Source organism: Cohnella phaseoli (genome assembly GCF_003386235.1).
GTDB lineage: Bacteria > Bacillota > Bacilli > Paenibacillales > Paenibacillaceae > Cohnella > Cohnella phaseoli.
In genome coordinates, this window is sequence record NZ_QRDZ01000001.1 from 441875 (window position 1) to 455606 (window position 13732).

The 13732-nt window shown below is 55.1% G+C and carries 14 protein-coding genes; 11 read left to right on the top strand and 3 right to left on the bottom strand.

Translation table 11 applies throughout. The features are described 5' to 3' along the window. The first annotated feature begins 387 nt into the window (after positions 1-387). The 5 genes from metG to DFP98_RS01920 all read left to right on the top strand — a co-directional run bounded on the left by metG (position 388) and on the right by DFP98_RS01920 (position 6380). A complete protein-coding gene (metG, locus tag DFP98_RS01900; RefSeq protein ID WP_116058852.1) occupies positions 388-2412 on the top strand; it encodes a methionine--tRNA ligase in 2025 nt (674 codons plus the stop codon). Between the two features lie 537 nt (positions 2413-2949). Further along, complete coding sequence (locus DFP98_RS01905) at positions 2950-4017, top strand: metal ABC transporter solute-binding protein, Zn/Mn family (protein WP_116058853.1); 1068 nt, start codon at positions 2950-2952, stop codon at positions 4015-4017. A gap of 44 nt (positions 4018-4061) precedes the next feature. Beyond that, positions 4062-4832: a metal ABC transporter ATP-binding protein gene (locus DFP98_RS01910; protein WP_181917429.1), complete on the top strand. Its 771-nt coding sequence runs from the start codon at positions 4062-4064 to the stop codon at positions 4830-4832. A gap of 6 nt (positions 4833-4838) precedes the next feature. Continuing rightward, positions 4839-5642, top strand: a complete 804-nt coding sequence (locus DFP98_RS01915) for a metal ABC transporter permease (protein WP_116058854.1) — start codon at positions 4839-4841, stop codon at positions 5640-5642. A gap of 21 nt (positions 5643-5663) precedes the next feature. Next, entirely contained in the window at positions 5664-6380 is a 717-nt protein-coding gene (locus DFP98_RS01920; protein ID WP_116058855.1) for a cytochrome c biogenesis CcdA family protein, read from the top strand. Here DFP98_RS01920 and splB read toward each other — a convergent pair. Next, complete coding sequence (gene splB, locus DFP98_RS01925) at positions 6373-7437, bottom strand: spore photoproduct lyase (RefSeq protein WP_116058856.1); 1065 nt, start codon at positions 7435-7437, stop codon at positions 6373-6375. The genes DFP98_RS01920 and splB overlap by 8 nt on opposite strands. Positions 7438-7586: 149 nt before the next feature. Here splB and mntR point away from each other — a divergent pair, with 149 nt between their 5' ends. Both mntR and DFP98_RS01935 read left to right on the top strand, forming a co-directional pair. Next, entirely contained in the window at positions 7587-8009 is a 423-nt protein-coding gene (mntR, locus tag DFP98_RS01930; protein ID WP_116058857.1) for a transcriptional regulator MntR, read from the top strand. A gap of 176 nt (positions 8010-8185) precedes the next feature. Further along, complete coding sequence (locus DFP98_RS01935) at positions 8186-9127, top strand: patatin-like phospholipase family protein (RefSeq protein ID WP_116058858.1); 942 nt, start codon at positions 8186-8188, stop codon at positions 9125-9127. A 109-nt stretch (positions 9128-9236) separates the two neighbouring features. Here the strand turns inward: DFP98_RS01935 and DFP98_RS01940 are convergent, their stop codons facing one another. Together DFP98_RS01940 and DFP98_RS01945 are read right to left on the bottom strand one after the other, a co-directional pair. Next, a complete protein-coding gene (locus DFP98_RS01940) occupies positions 9237-9548 on the bottom strand; it encodes a hypothetical protein (protein WP_116058859.1) in 312 nt (103 codons plus the stop codon). 50 nt (positions 9549-9598) lie between these two features. Further along, entirely contained in the window at positions 9599-10567 is a 969-nt protein-coding gene (locus tag DFP98_RS01945; RefSeq protein ID WP_116058860.1) for a DUF1385 domain-containing protein, read from the bottom strand. A gap of 352 nt (positions 10568-10919) precedes the next feature. Between DFP98_RS01945 and DFP98_RS01950 the strand changes: the two genes are divergently transcribed. The 4 genes from DFP98_RS01950 to efp all read left to right on the top strand — a co-directional run bounded on the left by DFP98_RS01950 (position 10920) and on the right by efp (position 13688). Continuing rightward, on the top strand, positions 10920-11432 hold the full coding sequence (locus DFP98_RS01950; protein WP_116058861.1) for a YqhR family membrane protein: 513 nt from the start codon (positions 10920-10922) through the stop codon (positions 11430-11432). Positions 11433-11577: 145 nt separating this feature from the next. Then, on the top strand, positions 11578-12030 hold the full coding sequence (aroQ, locus tag DFP98_RS01955; RefSeq protein WP_116058862.1) for a type II 3-dehydroquinate dehydratase: 453 nt from the start codon (positions 11578-11580) through the stop codon (positions 12028-12030). Then, positions 12023-13096, top strand: a complete 1074-nt coding sequence (locus DFP98_RS01960) for a M24 family metallopeptidase (RefSeq protein WP_116058863.1) — start codon at positions 12023-12025, stop codon at positions 13094-13096. Before aroQ ends, DFP98_RS01960 begins: the two co-directional genes overlap by 8 nt. Positions 13097-13130: 34 nt before the next feature. Next, positions 13131-13688, top strand: a complete 558-nt coding sequence (gene efp, locus DFP98_RS01965; protein WP_116058864.1) for an elongation factor P — start codon at positions 13131-13133, stop codon at positions 13686-13688. The last annotated feature ends 44 nt before the right edge of the window (positions 13689-13732 follow it).

Here is a 13732-nt window from a genome sequence, read left to right on the forward strand (position 1 = left end):
TGCGGGAGCGGCACCTGACATGAAAACGGCGCTCGACTTGACACGAACCGTTCGTTCGGCTATATTGCGGAAAGAAGATCATATTGTTTCCAATGAAGGGATAAGTACAAGGAATCGCGATCTATCGCAGAGAGCCGGAGAAGCTGCGAACCGGCATAGGGCGACCTTGGAAGATGGTCCTGGAGGAATTGCTTTCGAGCATGGCGCGGCACTCAGCAGCCGCATCGGTAAGAGGGCGACGCGGAGATCAGCGTTAAAGATCGGCTTAATGAGCTTTCGCGGGGGATTTTTTTCGCGGGAGGAATTTGGGTGGTACCGCGTGAGCGCAGCTCTCGTCCCATACGGACGGGAGCTTTATGTTTTTTAAACGTAAAGGAGATGAGCAGGATGACGGAAAAAGCAAAATCGTTTTACATTACGACGCCGATTTATTATCCGAGCGACAAGCTGCATATCGGGCATGCGTATACGACGGTAGCGGGCGATGCGATGGCTCGCTACAAAAGGCTGCGCGGCTACGACGTTCGCTATTTGACCGGAACCGACGAGCACGGGCAGAAGATCGAAAGGAAAGCGCAGGAAGCGGGCAAAACGCCGCAGCAATTCGTCGACGATATCGTCGTGGGCATCCAGGATTTGTGGAGAAAGCTGGAAATTTCCAACGACGATTTCATTCGCACGACGGAGCCTCGTCATACGAAGGTCGTACAGGATATTTTTGCGAAGCTGCTGGAGCAGGGGGATATCTATAAGGGCGAGTACGAAGGCTGGTACAGCATTCCGGACGAAACGTATTATACGGAATCGCAACTGGTCGACGTGGAGAGAAATGCCGACGGCGTTGTCGTAGGCGGCAAAAGCCCCGACAGCGGCCATCCGGTGGAGCTGGTCAAGGAAGAGAGCTACTTCTTCCGGATGAGCAAATACGCCGACCGCCTGCTTCAACATTACGAGGATCACCCGGACTTCATCCAGCCGGAGTCGCGGAAGACGGAGATGATCAACAACTTCATCAAGCCCGGATTGGAAGATTTGGCCGTGTCGCGGACGACGTTTAACTGGGGCATCCCTGTTCCTGGAGATTCGAAGCATGTCATTTACGTCTGGATCGACGCGCTGTCCAATTATATTACCGCGCTCGGCTACGGGACGGATACGGATGAGGCCTACCGGAAGTATTGGCCGGCCGACGTTCACTTGGTGGGCAAGGAAATCGTTCGATTCCATACGATTTATTGGCCGATTATGCTGATGGCGCTTGGCGTGCCGCTGCCGAAGAAGGTGTTTGCCCACGGCTGGCTGCTTATGAAGGACGGCAAAATGTCCAAATCTAAGGGCAACGTCGTCGACCCGGTGAAGCTGATCGATCATTTCGGTTTGGATGCCGTGCGTTACTACTTGCTGCGGGAAGTGCCTTTCGGAGCGGATGGAGCGTTTACGCCGGAAAATTTCGTGGAGCGGATCAACTACGATCTCGCCAACGATTTGGGCAACCTGCTTAATCGAACAGTGGCGATGATCGACAAGTATTTTGGCGGCGAGGTTCCGCAATTCGAGCTTGGCGTAACGGAATTTGATGGAGATTTGGAGCGCACGGTGCTGTCTGCAGTGGAAAAGGTAGAGGCGGCGATGGAGAACATGGAGTTCTCGGTCGCGCTGTCCGCGATCTGGACGTTGGTCGGGCGGACGAACAAGTACATCGACGAGACGAAGCCTTGGACGCTGGCGAAAGAGGAGGCCGATCGGGCGGCGCTCGCTTCTGTCATGGGGCATTTGGCGGAAAGCCTGCGGGTCGTGTCGATTTTGATTCAGCCGTTCCTGACGAATACGCCTCGTCTCATCTGGCAACAGCTCGGTTTGACGGAAGGCGGGCTGACCGAATGGGAGAGCATTCGCAAGTTCGGGGCACAGCTGGCCGGCACGAAGATCAGCAAAGGCGATCCGATATTCCCGCGTCTGGATCTGGCGGAAGAGGTTGCATGGATTTCCGGCTCAATGGGCGGAGCTGCGGCTGCAGTGAGCGCGGACGAAAACGCGGAGGCTGCAGTTCCCGCGAAGGCGGAAACGGAGGAGGCTCCGGAGCTTGCGCCGGAAATTACGATCGACGATTTTATGAAAGTCGAGCTGCGGGTCGCGCAGGTGGTCGCCTGCGAACCGGTTCCGAAGGCCGACAAACTGCTTAAGCTGCAGCTAGACTTAGGTTTCGAGCGGCGCCAGGTCGTATCCGGCATCGCCAAGTTCTACAAGCCGGAAGAGCTTATCGGCCGCAAAGTGATTTGCGTAACCAACCTGAAGCCTGTTAAGCTGAGAGGCGAGATGTCCCAGGGCATGATCCTCGCCGCGTCGAAGGACGATCAGCTGACGCTGGCGACGGTGCCGGACGGCATGCCGAACGGCGCGATCGTTAAGTAGGACTCGAAACGAGTCGTCTATCGAGTCGTCTGATGAGCGATTGAGACGAATAGGGCAGTTCAGAAAGAAGCATCGAACCCTTCTCCGCTCCTGGAGCGAGCTACAGAGAAGGGGCGATGCTTTTTTTCCAGGTTCAGCGTAAAATTGGCGATCCTGTTCTGAAAGACGCTGCCCAATTTGAGTTCACTTGTACGATTGATCATACAATGTCGCTAACTTATGGGGGCGCGTCTATTTTGTAGGATTTCCCATGCAAAAAACGGTGGTGGAGAGGTCGAGGTGGCAAATTTGTACGATGAATCGTACAAGTCGGCTTCCAATAAACGATGAGGGATGAATTTTGTCCGAAATTTCACCTAAATGGTTTGTGACGACGAACGGCCCACACCACATCCACACCCGCATCCACACCGCATCCATACCACCCAACACAACCTAGCCTGGTCAATTCTACGAGAAATATAAAGTTGACAGAGGGCGGATAGCGGCCTATAATCGGATCTGTTAATAAAAACGATTACGATTAAGGGGTCTATCATGAAGAAATTATCTTTTCAGCTAACATTGATCATAGCGTTGAGCGTTTCCGTAGCGCTTTTGGCCGGGTGCGGCAAGGACGATACCTATGCGCAGGAGGAAGGCAAGGTCAATGTGGTTACGAGCTTTTACCCTCTGTATTTCTTTGCGAAGGAGATTGGCGGAGAGCACGCCCACGTCGTGAATCTAATCGCAGCAGGAGTCGAGCCGCATGAATGGACGCCGAAGAGTCGCGATCTGGACGCCGCCTCTAAGGCGCAGCTATTTCTTTATAACGGTGCGGGCCTGGAAGGCTGGGTCGACGGCTTTCTGAAAGGGCTTGGATCGGGCAGTCAGGTGCTGACGGTGGAGGCAAGTCAAGGAATCGAGCTGATCCAGGGCAACCCGGAGCACGGGCATAAGCACGAAGGCGAGCAAACGGACGCAACGGGTACGGAGGCCGAACACAGTCACGAGGGAGAAGAAACGGACCACGATCATGAGGGAGCGGCGGAGGACGATCACGATCATGAGGGCGAGGATGCCGAGCACAGCCACTCCGATCTGGACGTCGATCCGCACACATGGACCAGCCCTCGCTCGGCGCTGGTGATGGCAGCCAACATTCGCGACGCGTTTGTGAAGGTGGATCCGGAGAACGGAGCGGCGTATGAGAGCAACTATTCCAATCTGGAGAAACAGCTGCGCGAGCTGGACGATAAATTCACTCAGGAGTTGGCCGGATACAAGCGTCGCGACATCGTCGTCTCGCACCAAGCATTCGGATATCTGTGCCGGGATTACCAGCTGAACCAGATTGCCATTATGGGGCTGTCCCCAGAGGCGGAGCCAAGAGCGCAGGATTTGCTGGAAATCGCCAAGTTCGTGAAGGATAACGGCATTCCGTACATTTTCTTTGAGGAGCTTGTATCCGAACAGCTTGCCGATACGTTGGCCAGAGAGGCGAAGGTGGATACGCTTGTGCTTAATCCGCTGGAGGGTCTCACCCCGGAGCAGGAAAAAGCGGGAGACAATTACTTTACGCTGATGGAGCGCAATCTGAAAAACTTGCAGAAGGCGCTGCAGTAAACTAACATAAAGGGACGGATACAAGCAGGAAGGAGGGGCTGCGCATGGAAGCAGCAGCAAGCATGGCGCAAACTGGTTGTCACCGCGAGATCGTCAATCTAAGCGGGGTATCGTTCTCGTACGACAACCAGCCGATTTTGCAGGATGTGAACTTCCGCATTATGGAGCGCGATTTCGTCGGACTGATCGGCTCCAACGGAGCGGGCAAAACAACGCTGCTAAGGATGATTGTCGGCCTGACCCGTCCGCATAAGGGCGCAGTCTCGCTGTTCGGAACGCCTGCGGCTCGATTTAAGGACTGGAACCTGATCGGCTACGTTCCCCAACGAAGTCATTTTAACCCGTTGTTTCCCGCTACGGTTAAGGAAGTCGTGTTGTCCGGACTTTACGGTAGGAAGAAGCTGTTCCGCCGCGTAACCAAGGAAGACGTTGCCCGCTGCGAGGATGCGTTGAGAGCGATGAAGATCGAGGAACTTGGCAACAAGCGGATCGGCGCGTTATCGGGCGGACAGCAGCAGAGGGTGTTTCTGGCGCGTGCGCTGATCAACAATCCGAAGCTGCTTATTTTGGACGAGCCGCTTACCGGCATCGATGTCGAGACGCAGCAGAACTTTTTCCAGATGATCAAGCATATGCACCAAAGACACAATATTACGTTCCTGATGGTGTCGCACGATATGGACATGGTTCGCTCCTATTTGGGCGAGGAACCGAAGGGAAGAAGCGGCAAGCTCAGCTTCTACGTGCGTCACTCCCATGACCTGGAAGATTGCCAGGGGACGGATTTGCTGCACTCGTTGCGGAAAGAAGGGTAACCGGGATTGGAACTTTTATCGGCTGAATTTTTCCAGAGGGCTTTGATCGGAGGCGCCTTGATCGCGATAACCGCTCCGCTGATGGGGCTGTTTCTCGTGCTCAGGCGCTTGGCCATGATCGGGGACACGCTGGCCCATGTTAGCATTGCGGGTGTCGCGCTCGGCTTCTTGATAAACGTATACCCGGTCGCGGTAGGGCTGCTGTTTGCGATTGCCGCCTCGTTCGGGATCGAAATGCTGCGCAAGATGTACCGGACTTATGCGGAACTGTCGATCGCCATCATTATGTCGGGAGGAATCGCGCTCGCCTCGCTGCTGTTTACGATGGGAAAAGGGTTTAATCTTAGCGTAACCTCCTATTTATTCGGAAGTATCTACACGCTTGATTATACGGACATTTATGTCATTATGGGCGTGACGGTTATCGTGCTATCGATGGTGCTCATTCATAAGAAAGAGTTGTTCCTGCTGACGTTCGACGAAGACGCAGCGGCGGTGAGCGGTTTGCCTATGAAGTATTTTAATATTATGCTAAGTATATTAACCGCTCTCGTCATCAGCGCGGCAATCAAGATTGTCGGCGCACTGCTCGTGTCCGCCCTGCTCACAATACCGGCCGCGTGCAGCCTGGCGCTGTCGCGCAGCTTTAAGCAAGCCGTCATTCTTGTCGTAATCATCGGTGAAGCGGCGGTGCTTGCCGGGCTGTGGATCGCCGGCGTCGCCAACCTTGCTCCGGGAGGAACGATCGTGCTGCTGCTTATCGGCATTCTGGCGGTGTCGGTGGCTTCAACGAAGTTAATTAGAACCTAGGTTCAGGAGGGGATATACGCAATGGCGGACTTAAACGTCGGAATCGCCTTCGCCGCCGGCTTGGCCTCATTTATCTCGCCGTGCTGCCTGCCGCTCTATCCAGCGTATCTATCTTACATAACCGGCGTATCCGTCAATCAGATTAAGACGGATACGAGCCGGAGCATGCGAATGAAGACGATGACCCATACGTTTTTTTTCATCCTTGGCTTTTCCGTCGTGTTCTTCGCGCTGGCATACGGCGCCAACGCGTTTACCGATGCTTTCCGGGATTATCAGGATACGATTCGTAAAGTTTCAGCCATCTTCATTGTGCTGATGGGCTTATTTCTTATGGGGATTTTTCAGCCGCAGCTGCTGATGAAGGAGCGGAAGCTGAATATGAAATGGAAGCCCGGCGGCTACTTGGGCTCGTTCGTCTTCGGAATCGGCTTCTCCGCCGGCTGGTCGCCCTGCGTCGGTCCGATTCTCGGCTCGATCTTGCTGCTGGCCGCCAGCAATCCCGGAACCTGGGTCGGACTGACGACGGCGTATTCTCTTGGTTTCGCCCTGCCGTTTTTCGTTCTGGCTTTCTTCCTCGGCACGGCCAGATGGATTCTGAAATATTCGAACATGCTTATGAAAATCGGCGGCGTGCTGATGATCGTGATGGGCGTATTGCTGTTCACCGACAAAATGACGCAAATTACGATTTGGCTGCAGAGCATTACCCCGAAATGGCTATTCGATATTATGTGAAGTATTCGATCCGAGCTTGGGGAAAATGCTCAAAGATGCGCTCCGTGATCCATTCGCGGAGCGCTTCGGCTTGTTCGTCGGGGTACACATATTTGTGTTGTCCCCAGCGTCCCCACTTTTTTTTGCGCTTCGCCTCGTCCATCTCCAGCTTGGACTTCGGGTATCTCTTCTCGATGACCGTCTTGGCCGTCTTGGTGAAGCGGTGCTGAATGAGCTCGAAAGTCAAGTCTTTCGTCGCTTCGGTCGGCAGCTCCTTCGCAAGCTTATCGAACAGCTCGGCGTAGCCCTCGGGCCAGCCCTCGTACCAAATAATCGGCGCGACGATAAAGCCGAGCGGATAACCGGCCTTGCCGATCCGGCCGGCGGCCTCAATCCGTTCGTGAAAACGGGAGGTTCCCGGCTCAAAGTTGCGGATGACGTAATCCGCGTTGACGCTGAAGCGGATGCGCGTATGGCCGTTATGCCGCAAGGGAAGCAGCGAATCGATATGGTGATATTTGGTTACGAAACGGAGTCTGCCTAACGGCTGATCGGCCATGAATTCGATCGTTTCCGCCAGCGAGCCGGTCAGATGCTCCAACCCGACGGGATCTGACGTGCAAGCAGCCTCGAATCGGGTAAGCTCGGGGGCGCGCTCGTCAATGTACGTTTTGGCGGCCGCGAAGATGTCCTCCGTATTCACGTAAACCCGAATATAGGGCTTGGCTCCCAGCGTCGTCTGCAAATAGCAATAATGGCAGTGTCCCATACACCCCGTCGCCAAGGGCAGGGCGTATTCGGCAGACGGCTTGGACGTGTCGAATTTGAGCGTTTTGCGGAGACCGACGACCAGCGTACGCTTGGCCGTTTTGTACTGCTCCAGCTCCGTGTCGCCGGGCAGGTTCGTGATCCGGTTGTGGGACGCCGTCGTGCGGTAGGGCAATCCGCGCTCCTTGACCCAGTCGAGAATGCGTTGTCCTTTCGGGTATTCGAGCGCCGCCGGCTCGAAGTAGACGAGCTCGGGCACGAACAGGGCGGTTTCTTTGGCACGGCGGGAAGGGGTATCGGTTGAGGGCATCTTATAACCTCCGTTTCTGTCGGAACGATTCGATCGGTTTATTATGCAATGCGCAAGGCAGCTTAATACTTTCCCTGCCGGGAAACGAGTTCGGACTTGCTCGGTTTGCGTCAAACGGTGTATGATATGGAAGGAAAGGGGGACTAGCGTTGCCTACCCCAAGTATGGAAGATTATTTGGAGAAGATTTACCGCTTGATCGACGAGAAGGGCTACGCCCGCGTCTCCGATATTGCCGAAGGCTTGGAAGTGCATCCATCCTCGGTGACGAAGATGATTCAAAAGCTGGATAAGGACAATTATTTGATTTACGAGAAATACAGGGGCCTTGTGTTGACCAACAAGGGTAAGAAGATCGGCAAGAGACTCGTCGACCGCCATCACCTTCTGGAGACGTTCCTGTCGATTATCGGGGTCCAGGAGGATAAGATTTACGCCGACGTGGAAGGGATCGAGCACCATTTGAGCTGGGATTCCATTACATGCATCGAGTCGCTTGTGGAATTTTTTAACCGCGATCCGTCCCGAGTGGAGGATCTGGTCAAGATTAGGTCCGAGATGGACAGCGAGTAAGCGAAAGTTACGAAGATTCAGCCAAGCAGCCATGCCCGCACGAGGCTCGGCTGCTTTTTGAATGCGCGGAAGTCGGCGTGTTGCTGTATTAGGGAGGTCTCCGAACGCATAGGAATGAAAGCGAGGGCTGGAAGGTAAGGCCGAACAGGCGCGAAGTCCGCGAGGAGGCGGGGCAGTTGGAGACGACCCGAGTAAATGCGGTATTCGAAGGCGGAGGCGTAAGGGGAATATCGTTAGTAGGCGCGGTTTGCGCGGCGGAGCGGCACAACGTCGTTTTTAATCGGGTCGCAGGCGCGTCGTCGGGAAGCATCGTCGCCGCGCTGCTGGCTGCCGGTTATACGGCCGCCGAAATGAAGGCGGCGATCGAACGCACGCCTATTAGCTCTCTTCTGAAGAAAAGCGTCTTCCCCGCAGTCCGTCTCTTCCTACGCAAAGGACTCTATTCCGGCAAGTGGCTGGAGCTCTGGATCGCGGAGCTGCTCGAGGCCAAAGGCGTTCGGACGTTCAGCGACCTGCCGGACGGCAAGCTGCGGATTATCGCTTCGGATATTACGAACGGCAGACTTCTCGTTCTTCCCGGCGACATTGCGCAGTACGGCGTCGCGCCGGAGCTATTCTCCGTCGCCAGAGCGGTGCGGATGAGCACGAGCATTCCGTATTTTTTCGATCCGGTTATTTTGCGTCAACCGTTTAAGGAGCGTCAAAAACAGGCGGCGCTTTCGAAGTTTTCCTATGTCGTCGACGGAGGCTTATTAAGCAATTTTCCACTGTGGTTGTTTCAGCACGACACTTCGTCCGATCCGGCCGTTCCGGTGATCGGCTTCCAAATGGTCGGGCGCTCCGATGCGCATCCTCATCGAATCAACGGTCCGGTTTCGATGTTTCAGGCGATATTCGAAACGATGCTCAGCGCGCACGATGAAAGATATATTGAGAAGAACAAAGCGATCCGCACGATTAAAATTCCTACCTTGGGCGTCGGAGGTACGCAGTTCAATTTGTCTCCGGAGAAAAGCGAGGCGTTGTACCGTTCAGGACTGGAGGCGGGGGAAAAGTTTTTTCAAAGCTGGGATCGCAAGCTGGGAATGCTGAAGGTGACGATATCCAAAACGAAGTAAGTTGCGCGTCAGAGTTTGTTAGATAGGTTGGAGGGTAAGACAAAGGGGCTGCTCGATCGGCATTGGATCCCGCACGGGTTCCGGCCGATCGAACAGCCCCTTTATCTGTTTAGTGATAGCGCGGAGGTTCGTCATCCCGGTTTTTTCGGCCTTCGATGACGGTGAACGGAGAGGCGCGTCTTCGTTCCGACTTAGAGGCAGCGCTGCGAAAATCCGGACGCGGTCTCTTGGAGGGCGGTTGTTTCTTCTGAAGCAGCTTCCTCCATCTATCCGGCGGAAACTTGTACAGCAGAAACACGATTGCCGCGAGTCCCAGCGGAATTGCCCACGAATCGACGGAGCCCTGCAGTAAAGTCGTGATCACTCCGATCGCCATAAATGCGAGCACGACGGCAAACCAGGGTTGAATTCGATTTCTCATGCGCATCCTCCTCAGGATACCTCAATGATCTTAACTGGCGAACAGCAGAATCAAGCTTGCTTCGCAAGCGCAACGCGAGGGGTGGAAATCTCTGCGTCGAGCTCTCTCATCCGGTTGAACGAAGCGATGGAGACCGCTACCTGCTCGTCGTTAGGCTCCTTGGTCGTCAGAAGCTGCAGCCACAAACCGGGGGCTCCCAGCCACTTCAAAACCGGAATGTCCCGAAGCGCATTCGTCCATCTCAGTACTTCGTAAGAGACGCCAAGCACGAGCGGAAGCAGCAGAATGCGTTGGATAATGCGTTCGGCCATCGTGTCCCACGTAAAGAAGGAATAAATAATGACGCCGACGATGACGGTGAAAATGATGAAGCTGCTGCCGCATCTGTAGTGAAGCCGGCTGAACTTCTGAACTTTCTCGACCGTAAGTTCCGATCCCGCTTCGTAAGCGCTGATGACCTTGTGCTCGGCGCCGTGATATTGGAACAGTCGCTTGATCATTGGAGTTTGCGAAATGAACCATAGATAGGCGAGCAACAGGATGATTTTAATGACGCCTTCAAGCAGGTTATGCATAATTTTATTCTCAAAAGCTTGGCTGAAGATCAGTCCTTCCACGAAAGCCGGAACGACAGTGAAGATGAGCTTGCCGACGACGAAGGACAGGATGCCGACAACGGCAACGCCCAGAATCATCGTCAAGTTCCAACGCTGATCTTTCTCTTTTTCCTTCTGCTTGGCCGCTTCTTCCGGCCCGGTCTCGTCTTCTGCGTAGGCTTCGGCGGAATAGGTCAAATGCTGAGAGCCTTTGGCCGCCGATTCGACAATGCCGACGATGCCGCGCACGAACGGAATTTTCTTAATCTTGTTGAGGACGGGTGTGGGCTTCTTGGGCACCTCGAGAAAGGTAATTTGCTGATCCTTGCGGCGAACCGCAGTCACATGGACATGCTTGCCGGCGAACATGACGCCTTCTATGACGGCCTGTCCTCCATAGATCGAGGTAGATGGTTTTGACATGACGGGTCACCTGCTTTGCGAATAACTCTGGAAGCGTACGAAGCTGCGCCCCAAGTAATTCTATTTTACAGGATCGGGGAATAGAAAGCCACTGGGAATGGGGAAAGCTCGTCCCGGCACGGAGTAGCGGGAAGTAGACGGGGCTATACTAGGGCGTGTCTGGATACTCCGAAGGCAGCAGATGTTGCCGAATTTTCGTTCCATGCAAGGAACTTTTGTGAAGGCGTACCGGGGGTACGTCAAGCAAAAGTGACGAAGCAGGGGGCGAAAAGGCGGTGATAGATGCCCCTGAGCGGGTTTTCTGACACGCCCTAACCGGGAATCCGCAATATGACGCGAAGGATGGGATCGCATGACGGGTAGGAACGACCCGGCTCCGACAAGGCCGGTCTTGTACAGTCTGAAGATCGGTTTTTTCGCCGGACTGATCTGGGGATTGCTCCGCTGGTTGGCAACGGGACTCCATTTTACGAAAGTTTCGCAGGCTTTTTTGCTTGATCCGTTCGTTCCGCGCGCTTGGCTTGGCGGGTTTTATTGGCAGTTGGGCGGACTTGGCGCGTTTATCGCGATGTCGATACTGGCGGCGGTCCTCTACGTAGCGCTGCTGGGCAAGCTGACGGGGCCATGGCCGGGACTTGCTTTCGGAGCGGTCTGGTGGGCGCTCGTATACGCATGGGCCGGGCCCTTGGTCGGAGCTCTGCCGCCGCTTAACCTAATCGGCTGGGATAGCATTGCAACCGATTTCTGCCTGTTCCTGCTTTGGGGCTTGTTTATTGGATACAGCATTTCTTTCGAGCTTCATGACGAAGCCGCGCGGGAGCCGTCTCCCAAGAAGACGCAAGGCTCTCCGCAGCCGTCCTCCTGACCAGAAATGTCGGAAAAAACTGTAATCCCCCGTTTTCTTGGAAGCCGCAGATATGTTACAATGTCTGATGTACTTGGCCCGTCGGCCCCGGCCGATCCGGTCAACCGGTTGGACGGCGACGGCTGCGAGCGGGAGGAGCGGGACAATGGCAAGCATATTGGTACTGAACGGTCCGAACTTGAACATGCTCGGCATTCGCGAGCCGGACATCTACGGCGCCGTAACGCTGGCGGAGATCGAGAAGCGGCTGCGAAAGCTGGGCGAATCTCTGGGCGTGGAGTTAAGCTTCTTTCAGTCGAATCACGAAGGGGCTCTGCTGGACGAAATTCATGCCGCCTACGGCAAGCACGACGGTATTCTGATCAATCCGGGCGCGCTGACGCATACGAGCTATGCGCTAAGGGACGGGCTCTCATCCGTCGGGCTTCCCGCCATCGAGGTTCATCTCTCGAACATTCATAAACGCGAAGCCTTCCGCCATACTTCGGTGACGGCTGCTGCGGCGCTCGGCCAGATCGCCGGATTCGGAGCGGACAGCTACGAGCTGGGACTTCAAGCGTTATGCCGTCACATCCGGGGAGGGATAACGAATGCCTAATCAGAGGGTCGCCCGTTTGCGCGAAGCAATCGCCCGAACGGAAGCCCAGGCGATTCTCATCACCAATCGCCACAACGTTCGCTACTTGACCGGCTTTACCGGGACATCCGGAGCGGCGCTCATTTCGACCGACAAGGCCGCGTTTATCACCGATTTCCGCTACACCGAACAGGCGGCGGAGCAGGCGCAAGGCTTCGATATCGTGAAGCACGGCGCCGACATGAACGCGACGATCGCCGGGCTGCTGAAGGATTGGAATACGGAGAAGCTGCTGATCGAGGAGCAAGACGTTACGTATTCGGCTTATCTGAAAATGGAAGAGGCTTTCCGACCGGCGAAGCTGCTGCAGTCGAATGGCATCGCAGAGAAGCTGAGGATGACGAAAGACGAGGCCGAGCTGGCTATCTTGCAAGAAGCGGCCGATTTGGCGGACCGGACCTTCGATCATATTCTCGCTTATTTGAAGCCTGGCGTCGCCGAGCGGTCGATCGCCCTGGAGATGGAAATGTTCATGCGATCTCAAGGCGCGGCAAGCTCGTCCTTCGATACGATCGTCGCTTCCGGCGAACGTTCGGCTCTGCCGCACGGAGTGGCCAGCGACAAGATCATCGGGACAGGGGAATTCGTAACGCTCGATTTCGGCGCGTACTACAAGGGCTACTGCTCGGATCTTACTCGTACGGTTGTCGTCGGCAAAGCGAGCGATAAGCACAAAGAGATTTATGCGATCGTACGGGAAGCGCAGCAGCACGCGCTCGATCACCTGCGCCCGGGGATGACCGGAAAAGAAGCCGACGCCTTGACGAGAGATATCATCGCACGTTATGGTTATGGGGAATATTTCGGTCATAGTACGGGACACGGAATCGGATTGGAGATTCACGAATTGCCTAGGCTGTCGCTTACCGGCGATGTCGTGCTGACCCCCGGAATGGTCGTGACGGTTGAGCCGGGCATCTATCTTCCCGGCTTCGGCGGGGTTCGGATCGAGGACGACGTCGTGATGACCGAACGCGGAATCCGCGTTCTGACAAGCTCGCCCAAGCAGTTGATCGAGTTGGACTAATCAAGAGCAGTGTCTCTACAGGAGGAGTATCGAAGTGATTTCTGTCAACGATTTTAAAACAGGCTTGACCATCGAACTGGACGGGGCTCCGTGCACCGTTGTTGACTTCCAGCACGTTAAACCGGGCAAAGGCGCCGCGTTCGTGCGCTCCAAGCTCAAAAACCTCCGCAACGGCAACGTCGTAGAGAAGACGTTCCGCGCAGGCGAAAGCGTCGTTCGCGCCCATGTTGAAAACCGTGCGGTGCAATACCTGTACAATTCGGGCAACGAGTACACATTCATGGACAACGAGACGTTCGATCAGTTCGAGCTGTCCAAGTCGCAGCTGGAGTGGGAGATCAACTTCCTGCTCGAGAACATGACTGTTAACATCTCCAGCTACCAGGGCGAGCTGATCGGCATTTCCATTCCGAACAGCGTCGATCTTAAAGTCGTGGAAACAGAGCCCGGCATTAAGGGCAACACCGCGACGGGCGCTACGAAGAACGCGAAGCTGGAAACCGGCTTTAACGTCCAAGTTCCGCTGTTCATCAACGAAGGCGACGTGCTGACGATCGATACGCGCGAAGGCAGATACGTTTCCCGCGCCTAAGTCGCAGAATGCACCGAATTCCCGATTACGCCTTGCCGGCGGGT

Excerpts from the sequence above, each read along its gene's own strand:
- DFP98_RS01905 (WP_116058853.1), top strand. The coding sequence starts at position 2,950 with ATGAAGAAATTATCTTTTCAGCTAACATTGATCATAGCGTTGAGCGTT.
- DFP98_RS01920 (WP_116058855.1), top strand. The coding sequence starts at position 5,664 with ATGGCGGACTTAAACGTCGGAATCGCCTTCGCCGCCGGCTTGGCCTCA.
- metG (WP_116058852.1), top strand. The coding sequence starts at position 388 with ATGACGGAAAAAGCAAAATCGTTTTACATTACGACGCCGATTTATTAT.
- aroQ (WP_116058862.1), top strand. The coding sequence starts at position 11,578 with ATGGCAAGCATATTGGTACTGAACGGTCCGAACTTGAACATGCTCGGC.
- DFP98_RS01910 (WP_181917429.1), top strand. The coding sequence starts at position 4,062 with ATGGAAGCAGCAGCAAGCATGGCGCAAACTGGTTGTCACCGCGAGATC.
- DFP98_RS01950 (WP_116058861.1), top strand. The coding sequence starts at position 10,920 with ATGACGGGTAGGAACGACCCGGCTCCGACAAGGCCGGTCTTGTACAGT.
- DFP98_RS01960 (WP_116058863.1), top strand. The coding sequence starts at position 12,023 with ATGCCTAATCAGAGGGTCGCCCGTTTGCGCGAAGCAATCGCCCGAACG.
- splB (WP_116058856.1), bottom strand. The coding sequence starts at position 7,437 with ATGCCCTCAACCGATACCCCTTCCCGCCGTGCCAAAGAAACCGCCCTG.
- DFP98_RS01945 (WP_116058860.1), bottom strand. The coding sequence starts at position 10,567 with ATGTCAAAACCATCTACCTCGATCTATGGAGGACAGGCCGTCATAGAA.
- DFP98_RS01940 (WP_116058859.1), bottom strand. The coding sequence starts at position 9,548 with ATGAGAAATCGAATTCAACCCTGGTTTGCCGTCGTGCTCGCATTTATG.